We start from the raw sequence: 11,697 nt of genomic DNA, 5'->3' as shown, positions 1-11,697 counted from the left end.
CCGATCCGTCTCTTCCGGCGGGACGATGATCCTACCTTGGAGCCGTTCGCAATTCGGAGTTTTCCGATCCAGCCTTCGCGAAGCGCGAAGGCTCAGAAGCGGGCCGGGTCGAGCTCGAAGGTCGGGGGCAGGGCCTCGAACCATTCGCCGTAATAGGGATCGCGGGGGAGCTTCGCCGCCCAGCGATCGCGAAACCGCTGGTGCTCGGCCGGGTCGACGGTGCGGGCGCGATTGCGGCTCTCATAGTGGTACAGGCTGGCCTGGGCGCAGTAGACGCTGCGCAGCCCGCGCTCGCGCAGGCGCAGGCACAGGTCGACGTCGTTGTAATTCACGGCGAAGGCCGCATCGAAGCCGCCGATGGCCTCGAAGTCCGCGCGCCGCACCAACACGCAGGCGCCGGTAACCGCAAGGTAGTTCCGGCTGCCGACGGTGGAGAAGAAGTGCCCGGGATCGTCGCCGGGATAGCCGCGCCGGACATGATCGGGGGTGGCGTCGACGATCGAGACGCCGGCATGCTGGATCTCGCCGGTCTCGAACAGGAGCTTGGGGCCGACGGCGCCGACGCCGGGGATCTGCAGCTGCGCCAGCATCGCCTCGATCCAGTCGGGCGTGATGACCGCGATGTCGTCGTTGAGGAAGACCAGAATGTCGCCGCTCGCCGCCGCGGCGCCGAGGTTCATCTTGGCCGCCACGTTGAAGACCGGCTCCGACCAGGTCACGCGCCGGGCGCCGTGGCGGGCGAGGGCCGCCTCCGTGCCGGATCGCAGGTCCCCGTTGTCCACCACCACGAACTCGATGTCGGGATAGGTGCTGGTCGCGGCGACGCTGTCGAGGCAGGCGGCGAGGAGATCCACCGTGCAGCCGCCGACGGTGCTGTCGCGCCCGGCCGTGGGGATCACGATGGAGACCAAAGGGCGCTCGGTCAGCTTGCGGCGCATCTCGAAACAGCCCTTGAACGCGCTCGAGCGGGCGAAGTCGAGTTCGCCGGTGCGCCGGGCCCGGTCCTCCAGGCCACGGATCGCCGCTGCGATGACGTAGTCCTTGTTGTCCATGGTCTGGGCGGTGGAGCCCGGGATCGCGCGCCAATGGTAGAGCACCTTCGGCACGTGGACGACGTTGCGGACATGCTCGGTGTAACGCAGGGCGAAGTCGTAATCCTGCGCCCCGTTGCATTCGTCGCGAAAGCCGCCGATTTGGCGGACAATGTCCATCCGGTAGAGCGCCAGATGCGCCGTATACATGCAGGCTTCGAGGGCTTCGGGCGACCAGTCCGGCTTGAAGAACGGCTCGTAGCGGACCCCGTCGATCGAGATCTTGTCCTCGTCCGAGTAGATGAAGTCGACGCTCGCGTCGGCGTTCAGGATACGGACGAACTCGTAGAGCGCGTTGTCGGGAATCGCGTCGTCGTGGTCCATCAGGGTCAGGTAGGTGCCGGTCGCCAGGGCCATGGCGTCATTCGAAGCGGCCGAGATGCGCCCGTTTGTGGTGCGGCGATGGAGCTTGATGCGCGGGTCGGCGGCCGCGAAGGCCTGGAGCAGCGGCCAGATCTGCGGGTCGGGCGAGTTGTCATCGCAGAGGCAGAGTTCCCAGTCCGGATAGGCCTGGGCCTGCACCGAGGCGATGGCGGCTTCCAGCCAGCGCCGGGGAGTGTTGTAGACCGGCATGACGATGGAGATACGGGGGCGAGAGCGGAAGCCCTCGATCTCGGTCCGCATCGCCGCCACGCTGAGGCGGCTTGGCGTCTCCACCGTGTCGATCCAGGCCGTGTAGGAGGCCGGCACCGGGCGGGGCCGGGCGCTCGCCCGGAAGTCGCGCCAGAGTTCCGCGGCGCCCTTCGCGCGCCAGGCGTCGCGGAGGCGGGCGAGGAGGCGGGCCGGCGCGCGCTCTGCCTCGGGCAGCGCCTGCACGCGGCGGCGGGCGGTCTCCGCGGTCGCTCCGAGGGGGCCGAGATGGGTCAGGGAGACGTGGCCCAGGCGAAAGCGTCCGGCGCCGCTCATCGGATCGAGGCGCAGGCCCCGGACCCGGCGCGGCAGGTGCACGAGGTTGTCGATGCCGGTCGCATCGGCCTCCAGCGGAATGGTCAGGGTCTCGCGAAACCCCTGGCCGTCATCGACGTAGAGGATCGGGACGAGCTTCGTGCGGTCGAGGGCGGTGAGGTCGGCGCGCAAGCGGACCCAGCCGCCGCGATGGCGCCGGCGTCCCTCCGGCGGCCAGAGGCGGAAATGCGGGTCCGACCCAGTCGCGCGCCACGTGTCGGGCGTCCCCTCCGCCTCGATCTGGCTGACGGCGTCGAGGCGACAGCGTAGGGTGCGCGGCAAACCCGGATCCTCTTCGAGGCGGGCGCAGGGCCTGCCGTGCCCGGGGGTTTAGGGCAAGCCCGCCGGCCCTCGCAAGGGCAGCCTCGGACCTCGCCTCAGCCGCGCCCGGCGGCGAGATAGGCACGCCACCCCCCGTGCCGGGTGATCTCCGGCGCCTCCGCGACGGCATGGGCTTCGCAGAGGAAACCCGAGACGGGTTCGCCATCGGCCAGAGCGATCTTGCCGAGGCCGAGGGGCGCGGGAATCGCGGCGGCGAAACGCCCCAAGGCAGCCGGGTCGAGCGCCCAGACCTCGACCTCGAGCCCGGGGCCCGCGAAGCCGGGCGCGCGCACGAGGCCGGGTTTCGGCGGCACCGTGCCGGGCAGGGCATAGAGCCGGTAGTCGTGCGCCGTCCGGGTCGCGCGCAGGAACGTCGCTCCGAGGTCCTGGAGCTGGTGATTGAGGGCGAGCCCTGTGAGGTGCGCACCGACCACGACCAGGGGGATCTGCCCGGAGGGCGAGGCAGGAACGCGGCCTTCTTCGGGGAGGGAGCGGGCACGCTCGACGCCCATGCCGCCGGCGAGGTCGCGATGCAGGGCATCGGCCCAGGGCGCCAGGGCCTCGTCGCTGAAGCCGGGGCCCACCAGCGTCACGCCCGCCGGCAGGCCGTCCCGGCGGAACCCGGCCGGCACCGCGATGGCGGCCATCCCAAGCAGGTTGGCGAAATTGGTGTAGCGGCCGAGATGGCTGTTCCGGACGATGGGCTCCGCCGCCATCTCGGCCACCGTGTAGATCGTTGGCGCGGTCGGCAGCAACAGCACGTCGAGCCCGGCGAGGATCGCATCGGTCCGGCGCTTCAGGGCCTCGAACGCGTACCGACCCCGGAAGGCGTCGACGGCGCTGTAGGTGAGGGCCGAGTCGAGGATGGCGCGCACGCTCGGATCCATCGCGGCGGCATGGTCGGCATGGAAGGCTTCGACCGCCGCCAGCCGCTCGGCGACCCAGGGGCCGTCATACAGGAGGGAGGCGATCTCCCGGAATGGCGCGTAGTCGAACGGCACGGCGACGGCACCGAGGCGCTCCAGCCGGGCGATGGCGTCGTCGTAGAGGGCCGCCGTCTCGGCATCGCCGTAGAACTCGCGCTCGGCCGGGGCGAGCACGCCAAAGCGCAGGCCCGTCGCCGGGAGGGGATGCGGGACCACCGGGCGCGAATACGGGTCGGCCGGGTCGAACCCCTCGGCGATCCGGCGCACGGCGAGGCCGTCCCCGACGGTGCTCGCGAACACCGTGATGCAGTCGAGGCTGCGGCAGGCCGGAACGAGGCCGGTGGTGCTCAGCGCCCCCGGCGTCGGCTTGATGCCGACGAGATTGTTGAAGGCCGCCGGCACGCGGCCGGAGCCGGCGGTGTCGGTGCCGAGACTGAAGCAGGCGAGCCCGGCCGCCACGGCCACGGCCGAACCGGAACTCGATCCGCCTGAAACGAAGTCGGCGTTGAACACGCTGCGCGGGGCACCGTAGGGCGAGCGCGTGCCGTTGAGGCCGGTGGCGAACTGGTCGAGGTTGGTCTTGCCCGTTACCAGGGCGCCGGCGGCCTTCAACCGCGCCACCACCGCGGCATCGCGCTCGGGCGTGGTGGCGAAGGCCGGGCAGGCGGCGGTGGTGGGCAGGCCCGCCACGTCGATGTTGTCCTTGACGGCGAAGGGCAGACCCCAGAGCGGCAGGGAATTCGGCTCCGGGTGCGCCTGCATCAGGGCGCGGGCCGCCGCGACGAGGTCGGCGCGCGACACCGGGGTGATGAAGATGGCCGGGTCGGGCGAGGCCGCCATCCGCTCGGCGACGGTCTCGGCGAGGCCGACGGGGTCGAGGCTGCCTGAGGCGAAGGCCGCGCGCAGGCTCGCAATGTCCAGGATCGTAGGCAGCATGGATTCAGGTCTCCTGGGTCACCGCGACGAGATCACCGCGACAAGGCCGCCGCCGCGCCGGGTCGGGCCGGCGTGGATTCTCCGGCACGGGGTCCGCCGCCGGAGCGCCCCGACGCCCACGGACATTGCCCGGCCTCGTCGCGGACACTGCATCCTTCGTGCCGACCGGGCCGGCCTCGCCGACCGGATTCTCGGGACGGCAACCAGCGCCGGTGCCCGCACGCGTGCACCGGCCTGCCGAAATGGCGGTCGGCCCATCCGAATGCTCAGCTCTGCCAGACGCGGGGGAGGGGCCGTCCCCGATAGGCGGTGAGGAGGCGCTGGGCCACGGCCCGCAGGGCGTCCGGATCGCGGCCGAGAAGGCGGACGACGAGGTGTCCGTTCCAGGCGCTGGCCGCCGCGGCGACGCCGTCCACGCCGGTCGCGTCGAGCAGGGCGCGGGTCTCGTCCAGGCGGCCCTCCGCCACGGGCGAGACGTCGAGGAGCGTCGCCATCGCCCGGGCGCCGTTGCCGATCGCCGTTCGGGCGAGCTGGTCCGAGAGGGCGCCGTCGAGGCGGAGGGTGTCGGCGTAGACGAGGCGTCCGTCGCGGCAGATGCGCCAGGTGTCGGAGAGGTGGCCTCGCGTCATCGGCTCGTTGCGGGCGGTCCGCCCGAAGGTGATGGCCTCGAAGGCGAGGAGGTGGGCGCCCGGCGCCAGATCCGCCTCGAAGCGCCGCGCCAGGGCGGCTTGGTCGAACAGAATCGTTTCCTGCGGCAGATGCGCGAGGCGCCCTCCGGCTCCCACCGTCACCACGGTGGCGATCCGGCTCATCGGCCCGTCCGAACGGTAGACCTTCTCGGCCGCCGTGGTGGTCAGGGTGAGGTCGCCCCCCGCACCGACATCGGCGGTGACGCGAAACGTGTCGCCGCAGGCGATACCGCCGGCGGTGTTGAGGAGCACCGCCTCGCACGGGCCCTTCGGCCGGCGCGGCAGACGCAGGCGCAAGGGTCCGCCCTCGCCGATGTCGAGGATGCGGGTGTCGTGCCCGTCCGCGCAGGCCACGCGCAGGTGGATGCGGCCCTGCGAGCGCTGGCGCTCCGGCGCGGCGCCGCGAACCGCCGGAGGGTCGGGGTTCAGCAAGGCGGCGGGTCAGGCCGGGCCGGTGGCGACCGGACGCTCGGGATCCGAGCCCCATTCCGACCAGGAGCCGTCGTAGAGGGCGCGGGGCGGCCGGCCCAGGGTCTCCAGCGCCAGCCCGACGATGGCGGCGGTGACGCCCGACCCGCAGGTGGTGATCACGGGCTTGCCGACATCGACGCCGTTCTCTGCGAAGACCGCGCGCAGGGCTGCCTCCTCCTTCAGGCGACCTTCGCTCTGGAGTGCGGCATAGTGGACGTTGCGGGCGCCCGGCATGTGGCCGGGGCGGACGCCGGGGCGGGGTTCCGCCTCCTCGCCGCGGAAGCGCGAGCCCGAGCGGGCGTCGACCACCTGGGCGCTGCCCGATTCGAGGGCCCGGGCAATGTCCGAGGCATCCGCCACGGCGCCGTGGTCGAGGCGGGCGGTGAAGTGGCGCCGGGCGCGCGGCCGGCCCTCGCCGTCCTCGAGGAGGTAGCCCGCCGCCACCCAGGCCGGAAGGCCGCCCTCCAGGATCTCCACGTCGCGGACCCCGTAGGCCTTCAGCATCCAGCGCACCCGCGGCGCCGAGAACAGGCCCATCCCGTCATAGACGACGATGTGGGCGCCATCGCCGACGCCCAGCGCCCGCATGCGGGAGGCGAAGACCTCCGGGCGCGGCAGCATGTGGGGCAGCGGCGAGGTCTCGTCGCTCATGGTGTCGATGTCGAAGCGGATCGCACCGGGGATATGACCGGCGAGATACTCGGCCCGGGCATCGCGCCCCTGGGCCGGGAGGTACCAGGACCCGTCGAGGATTACGATGTCGGGCGCGCCGAGACGGGCGTGGAGCCAGTCGGCCGTGACGAAGGGCGTCGTCGGCATGGTGTTCTCTGTTCTGTGGGCCGGAACGCGTCCGGCCGGACTCGCCAGGAGGGTTGTCGGGAGTGGCCACCAAACCACATCCGGCCGGCAGTTGCACCCGTCACCGGCCGCTTTGCGATCTGAACCCGTTGTTGCCGCCCCGCGTTGAACCGGCAAGACGCTCCAGATCAATTCCTCATCTCCCGGAAAACAGCCACCATGCGCACGCCGACCTTCCTCCTCGCCGCCGCCCTCGGCCTCGCCCTCGCGGGCGCCGCACAGGCGCAATCCTCGGTGACCGGCCCCGGCCAGAACACGATCAACGGTTCCGGAACCGGCATGGGCGGCGGCACCTCCAATGCCCCCGCGACCACCGGGACGGCACCGGGCGCCGGCGCCGTGCGCAACCCGAGCGCCGCCCCGCTGCCGAGCGCCGGGCGTGCCGTCACGCCGGGCACTGCAGCGCCGAGCACCCCGCCCTCCGGGCCCGCGTCCCGCTGAGGCCTCCACCACCATCCGGACCGAGGGCCGGGCCGCGAGGCCCGGCCTTTTTCGTCGCAGCTGGCCCGGCCATGGTGCCAAGGCACGGCCGCTGCGGTTATGGATGGTCGGGCCGTGCCAGCGTGATGGAGCCGCCGTGAACCCGCGCGAGACCTACCACATCGAAGTCCTCGCCGCGGAGGACGAGGCCGGCGCGCGCGGCGATGATCCCGTGAGCCAGCGCATTTCCGTGCGCACCTACACGGTCGAGGCCGCGAAGGAGCGGGCCCTGACCCTGTTCGCCCGGGCCCGGGCGCCCCAGCGCAGCGGCGCGCCCGCCGAAGCCGTGCGGGTCATCGACGGCGCCGGCACGGAGGTGTTCCGCTGGAGCCGGTTCGACGAACCGGCCTGACGGAGTGGTCCCGCCATGCGCGCTCTCATCCTGCCCGGCCTCGTCCTGCTGTTCGCGGCCCTCTTCGTGCGCAGCTACACGGTGCCCCCGGCCCCCGACCGGCGCGGCGGGACGAGCGTGTCGCTCGCCTGGCCGAACCGGCCGCTCTTCGGCAGCCCGCGGGCCGATTGTCTCGGCCTCCCGGCGGGCGACTCCGTCATCGCCTGCCTGATCGGATCGGTGTCGCGGGCGCGGGCGGACGGCATTCCGCTGATGCAGGTCGGCTTCTGCGGGACGTGTTACACCTTGTCCCAGCGCGCCGCCGCCCTCGGGCGCGACGAGGCCGCCGTGCAGGCGCGCCTCGGCGAGATCGCCCGCTTCGGCTGGTGAGACCACGTTCATGAGGCGCAGGGCCGCCGGGAGACCGCCATGCCCCTCATCCGCATCGACCTGAACCGCACGGCACCGCTGGATCGTGCCCGCATCGTCGGCGACGTGGTCTATGCCGCCCTGCGCGCGGTGGCGAGCGTGTTCGAGAACGACAAGTTCCAGATCGTCACCCGCCACGGGGCCGGGGAGATCGTGGCGCCCGAGGCCGGCTATCTCGGCGTGACCTACACGGACGACCTCGTCATCATCCAGATCACCTGGAATGCCGGGCGCTCCGTCGCGGTCAAGCGCGCCCTGTACCGGCAGATCGCCGACGGTATCGCCGCGCGGACCGGGATCCGCCGCACGGACGTCTTCATCAACCTCGTCGAGGTGGCGAAGGAGAACTGGTCCTTCGGCAACGGCGAGATGCAGTACGCGTCGGCCTGAAGGCCCACCCGCAGGGAGGCGGCGGCGGCATTGACGCGACACCCGGCGCGCCCTTAGACAGGCGCCACGATGACGACCGTCCTTCGCCCCCTCGCGTATCCGGCGCCGCACCCTTAGCGGCGCGGGGCTCGTCATGTCTCAACCGCTGCGTCGTCGGCGGTTGATCTCCATCCAGGACCACACGTCGACGGCCCGGCTTCCACCGAGGTCACGTCCGTGCTGTCCCATTCCCCCGAGAATCCCCGTCCCCGCCTCGGCCTGATCGGCTTCGGTGCCTTCGGCCGCCTCGTGGCGCGCCACCTTGCACCGTTCTTCGTCATTCACGCGTACGACCCCGCGATGCCGGCCGAGCCAGGGTCCGATGTGTCCCCAGGCGCCCTGCGCGTTGCAGCGGATTGCCCGGTGGTGATCCTGGCGGCTCCGGTTCCGGCGATCACGGGCATCGTGGCCGCGATCGGTCCGCATCTCCGCCCGGGCGCCCTCGTCCTCGATGTCGGTTCGGTGAAGGCCGTGGCCGCGACGGCGATGCGGGACGGGCTGCCGGGGCACGTCGCCATCGTCGCCACCCATCCGCTGTTCGGGCCGCAGAGCGCCCGCGACGGCCTCCGGGGCCTGAAGATTGCGCTCTGCGAGGTGCGGGGCGGTCGGACCCGGCAGGTCGCCGCCTTCCTGCGCCGGCATCTCGGCCTCGACGTCATCCTGACGACGCCGGAGGCGCATGACCGGGACGCGGCGGTCGTCCAGGGCCTGACCCACCTCATCGCGAAGGTGATGGTGCGGATGGAGCCGCTGCCGACCCGCATGACCACCCGGAGCTTCGACCTCCTGATGCAGGCGGTGGCGATGGTGCGCCACGATGCGCCGGAGGTCTTCGACGCCATCGAGCGGGCCAACCCCTATGCCGGCGCGGTCCGCCGGAGCTTCGTCGCCGAGGCGGCCCGGCTCGCCCACGACCTGTCGGACGCGCCGGAGCCGGCGGTCTGGGCGGCCTGAGGCGGGCGGGGTACCGTCAAGCCTCGGGATCGGGGCCCCGGGCCGCGGCAGTGCTGGAGAGGCGGTCCCGCAGGCGGTCGCGCCAGGCCTTCAGGCGGAGATTGGCCCCGGCCCGCCAGCCCTCCAGGCGGACGGCGAGGGGAAACAACCGGTCGCCGCCCGGTGCCTCGACCAGGATGTGGGCAAGGGCCAGCCGCTCGCTCCAGAAGGTCTCGGGGAGGGGATAGTCCGGCGGGGCGCAGGAATCCGCCGTGCTCAGCGTCGGATCGACCAGGATGGCCTGGGTCAGGCGGTGGAAGGCCAGGGCACCGGGCGAGTGCCGGGCGACGGCGGGATCGTAGGAGATCTTCAGGCTCCAGAGCCGGCCGCGCGTCGTGAAGCTGACCACGGCGGCCAGGGTGCGGCCGTCCCGGCGCAGGCGGTCGATCCGGATCGCCCCGCGGGCGCCGAGGCGGGCGACGAAGGCGCGCATCATCCGGGTCTGGACCGCGTCGCCCGCGATGGCGGTACCGCGCGCGCCCTTCCAGCCGGCGCCTTCCAGGGCGATGTAGTCGTCAATGGCCGCCGGCAGCGCGGCCGGATCGCGGATCGTCTCGAAGGTGACCGGGCCGTCCGCGTTCAGGCGGTCCCAGGCTTGGCGCAGCTTGCGCTGCTTGCGGGACGAGAGGTGCCCGAGATAGGCGGCGCGCGCCCCGGCGTCCCGGCCGGTCAGGTCGAGGAAAGCGCGCTCGTGCGCCCAGAAGCGGGCGTGGCGAAGGCGGTTGCGTCCGAGCCGGTCCGAGAGCAGGTCCGCGAAAGGGCCGGAGGTCGGGACATGGGTCAACATCAGGCGCGGGCCGATGAGGCTGCGCAGGCCGAAGAGCAGTCCGTCGAGGGCGCGACCCGGGTCGGCGCCGTCGAGGAGCGGGGTGCCGAAGATGCCGAAATCATGCATCCAGCCCATCGCGAGGAGCAGCGGCAGCCCCCAGCGCCAGCGTTTCACCCGCAGGGGCCAGACCGCGACGAGCCGCAGGCCGGGCTCCTCCGGGGCGCGGTCGCCGACCAGGGCGACCTGCACCCCGCTGCCGAAGGCGCCGGCGGCGGGCAGGGCGTAGTCGGGATCGTAGAACAGGTTGTCGACGAGTGGCCGGCGGCCGAGGTCGTGCCAGGCCGCGATCCAGGGCGCGTCGGCCGCCAGGGGGCGCAGGGCGACCACGAGGCCGTCGGGGGTCGCGACCTGGCGCTGGGCGGAGCGGCTCATGAGGCGGCGCGACCGAAGCGGCGCGCCGCAAGGTCGGCGACTCCCAGGATGTTGAACGCCCACGCGGTCCCGGCCGAGACGGCGGCGAGGCAGGCGAGGCGCAGGCCGAGGGCGAGGCCCGGATCCAGGGGGAGGCGGCCGAGCCCGGCAATCGCCGCGGCGCAGGCCAGGGCCAGGCCGCAGATCGCCGCGAGGTCGCGCAGGGGCACCGGCATGCGGAAGCGCTCGCGGGAGCCGAGGATGAAGACAAGACAAGCCAGGGCCTGCCCCGTCGCCATGGCGATGGCCGCCCCCTCGACGCCGTAGCGCGGGATGAGCAGGGCCGAAAGGCCACCGATCGCCACGAGCAGCGTCAGCGATGCGACCGCATCGAGCTGGCTCTTCTGGGTGAAGTAGATGACCTGCCCGAAATAATACGACCGGAACATCTGCAAAATGCTGGCCGCCACCAGGAGGGGCGCCACCCGCAGGGCGGTATCGCGGTAATCGGGGCCGAGCAGGAGGGTGACGAGGAGGCCGTCGAAGGCCAGGAAGAACACCGCGCCGAAGGCGGCGATCAGGGTGAGGAGGCGGATGGCATCCTCCAGCACCGGACGGGCCGCGGCGATGCCGCCGTCGCGGGCATCTCGCTTGGCGATCGAGATCAGCGCGAGGGCCACGCTGTCGCCGAAGACGACGAAGCTCTGGCGCAGGAAGTCGGCGAAGGCGCCGTAGGCCCCGAGCTCCGAGACGCCGATGCTGGCCCCGATCACGAGGCGGTCGGCAGTCTGCGCCAGGGCGGCGGCCCCGAACGAGAGCACCAGGGGCCAGCCATAGGCGAGGAGGCGCCGCGCCTCCGCCCAGCTCCCGCCGCCCCGCAGCAGGCCGCGGATGACATAGAGGGTGGGCAGGGCCGCGACGATGTTGGCGCCGGCGGTGGCCAGCAGCAGCGGGATCGCGCCGCCACCGAGGAGGAGGGCGCTGCTGCCGAGGGCCAGGACCAGCACGGCGCGCAGCACCACAGACGCGGCGACCGCGCCGACCTCCAGCCGCGTCCGCGCGATCTCGGCGGCGCCCTCGAAGGCCATCATGCCGAAGACGGCGGCGAAGATCGCGAGCGCGGCGTGCGGCTCGAGCAGTCCGAGCCCGGCGGCGCACGCCGCGATCAGGGCGGCGAGCGCCGCCATCGCGCCGAGGAGTCGGACCACGGTGCCGACCTGCAAGATCGCACGCTCCTCGGCGTAGAGGGCGAAGAACGAGAATTTCGGCCACTGGCAGGTGGCGCTGTACAGCACCAGCGCCCAGGACAGGATAAGCAGGTAGAGTCCGAACACGTCCGTGGGCGCGAGCCGGGTGAATACCGCGAGGGCGCCCATGTTCAGGGCTGCGGCGACACCCCGCGAGCCGACATAGGTGAGGGTGTGGCGCGCGATCATCCGACCCCGTGAAGTGCCGGGCGGTCCGGCTGGTGGGACGAGGTAACACGCCAGTGTTGCCGCCGCGTCAATCCGTTCGTCCGCCATTCGCCCTCGACGTTGGCGATGGACGCGAACGGCCTGTGTCGTCGTCAACGTGGCCATTGACTTCGCACCCGCGAAGGATCATATCGCAAGTGCAG

General features: G+C 72.4%; 11 protein-coding genes. 5 read left to right on the top strand and 6 right to left on the bottom strand.

The window, feature by feature from the left end; genetic code table 11:
* Nucleotides 1-92: 92 nt before the first annotated feature.
* From ASF41_RS19940 to sseA, 4 genes are all read right to left on the bottom strand, one after another.
* Entirely contained in the window at nucleotides 93-2,318 is a 2,226-nt protein-coding gene (locus ASF41_RS19940) for a glycosyltransferase (protein ID WP_056496340.1), read from the bottom strand.
* A 95-nt stretch (nucleotides 2,319-2,413) separates the two neighbouring features.
* A complete protein-coding gene (atzF, locus tag ASF41_RS19935; protein WP_056496338.1) occupies nucleotides 2,414-4,219 on the bottom strand; it encodes an allophanate hydrolase in 1,806 nt (601 codons plus the stop codon).
* Nucleotides 4,220-4,485: 266 nt separating this feature from the next.
* The gene (locus ASF41_RS19930) at nucleotides 4,486-5,340 is read right to left on the bottom strand and encodes an urease accessory protein UreD (RefSeq protein WP_156647991.1); all 855 of its coding nucleotides are present in this window, start codon (nucleotides 5,338-5,340) and stop codon (nucleotides 4,486-4,488) included.
* 9 nt (nucleotides 5,341-5,349) lie between these two features.
* On the bottom strand, nucleotides 5,350-6,198 hold the full coding sequence (gene sseA / locus ASF41_RS19925; protein WP_056496335.1) for a 3-mercaptopyruvate sulfurtransferase: 849 nt from the start codon (nucleotides 6,196-6,198) through the stop codon (nucleotides 5,350-5,352).
* A 198-nt stretch (nucleotides 6,199-6,396) separates the two neighbouring features.
* Between sseA and ASF41_RS19920 the strand changes: the two genes are divergently transcribed.
* The 5 genes from ASF41_RS19920 to ASF41_RS19900 all read left to right on the top strand — a co-directional run bounded on the left by ASF41_RS19920 (nucleotide 6,397) and on the right by ASF41_RS19900 (nucleotide 8,860).
* Nucleotides 6,397-6,678 (top strand): hypothetical protein, encoded by a 282-nt coding sequence (locus ASF41_RS19920; RefSeq protein ID WP_056354089.1) that lies wholly within the window; start codon nucleotides 6,397-6,399, stop codon nucleotides 6,676-6,678.
* Between the two features lie 136 nt (nucleotides 6,679-6,814).
* Nucleotides 6,815-7,069: a hypothetical protein gene (locus tag ASF41_RS19915; RefSeq protein ID WP_244476353.1), complete on the top strand. Its 255-nt coding sequence runs from the start codon at nucleotides 6,815-6,817 to the stop codon at nucleotides 7,067-7,069.
* Between the two features lie 15 nt (nucleotides 7,070-7,084).
* Nucleotides 7,085-7,438 (top strand): hypothetical protein, encoded by a 354-nt coding sequence (locus ASF41_RS19910; RefSeq protein ID WP_056211246.1) that lies wholly within the window; start codon nucleotides 7,085-7,087, stop codon nucleotides 7,436-7,438.
* Between the two features lie 39 nt (nucleotides 7,439-7,477).
* Nucleotides 7,478-7,867, top strand: coding sequence for a tautomerase family protein (locus ASF41_RS19905; RefSeq protein WP_056496332.1), 390 nt, complete (start codon nucleotides 7,478-7,480; stop codon nucleotides 7,865-7,867).
* Between the two features lie 219 nt (nucleotides 7,868-8,086).
* On the top strand, nucleotides 8,087-8,860 hold the full coding sequence (locus tag ASF41_RS19900; protein WP_056496449.1) for a prephenate dehydrogenase: 774 nt from the start codon (nucleotides 8,087-8,089) through the stop codon (nucleotides 8,858-8,860).
* Between the two features lie 16 nt (nucleotides 8,861-8,876).
* Here ASF41_RS19900 and ASF41_RS19895 read toward each other — a convergent pair whose 3' ends face one another.
* Together ASF41_RS19895 and ASF41_RS19890 are read right to left on the bottom strand one after the other, a co-directional pair.
* Complete coding sequence (locus ASF41_RS19895) at nucleotides 8,877-10,100, bottom strand: GNAT family N-acetyltransferase (protein ID WP_082504695.1); 1,224 nt, start codon at nucleotides 10,098-10,100, stop codon at nucleotides 8,877-8,879.
* Nucleotides 10,097-11,515, bottom strand: coding sequence for a lipopolysaccharide biosynthesis protein (locus tag ASF41_RS19890; RefSeq protein WP_056496329.1), 1,419 nt, complete (start codon nucleotides 11,513-11,515; stop codon nucleotides 10,097-10,099). Before ASF41_RS19890 ends, ASF41_RS19895 begins: the two co-directional genes overlap by 4 nt.
* Nucleotides 11,516-11,697 lie beyond the last annotated feature (182 nt).

It is taken from the genome of Methylobacterium sp. Leaf111 (assembly GCF_001423285.1).
Taxonomy (GTDB): domain Bacteria; phylum Pseudomonadota; class Alphaproteobacteria; order Rhizobiales; family Beijerinckiaceae; genus Methylobacterium.
The sequence above is the reverse complement of the archived record's forward strand: the minus strand, read 5'-3'. Positions and strand labels throughout refer to the sequence as shown.

What these genes read in the sequence shown, in the direction of transcription:
- atzF (WP_056496338.1), bottom strand. Translation starts at nt 4,219, where the DNA reads ATGCTGCCTACGATCCTGGACATTGCGAGCCTGCGCGCGGCCTTCGCC.
- sseA (WP_056496335.1), bottom strand. Translation starts at nt 6,198, where the DNA reads ATGCCGACGACGCCCTTCGTCACGGCCGACTGGCTCCACGCCCGTCTC.
- ASF41_RS19920 (WP_056354089.1), top strand. Translation starts at nt 6,397, where the DNA reads ATGCGCACGCCGACCTTCCTCCTCGCCGCCGCCCTCGGCCTCGCCCTC.
- ASF41_RS19910 (WP_056211246.1), top strand. Translation starts at nt 7,085, where the DNA reads ATGCGCGCTCTCATCCTGCCCGGCCTCGTCCTGCTGTTCGCGGCCCTC.
- ASF41_RS19905 (WP_056496332.1), top strand. Translation starts at nt 7,478, where the DNA reads ATGCCCCTCATCCGCATCGACCTGAACCGCACGGCACCGCTGGATCGT.
- ASF41_RS19895 (WP_082504695.1), bottom strand. Translation starts at nt 10,100, where the DNA reads ATGAGCCGCTCCGCCCAGCGCCAGGTCGCGACCCCCGACGGCCTCGTG.
- ASF41_RS19890 (WP_056496329.1), bottom strand. Translation starts at nt 11,515, where the DNA reads ATGATCGCGCGCCACACCCTCACCTATGTCGGCTCGCGGGGTGTCGCC.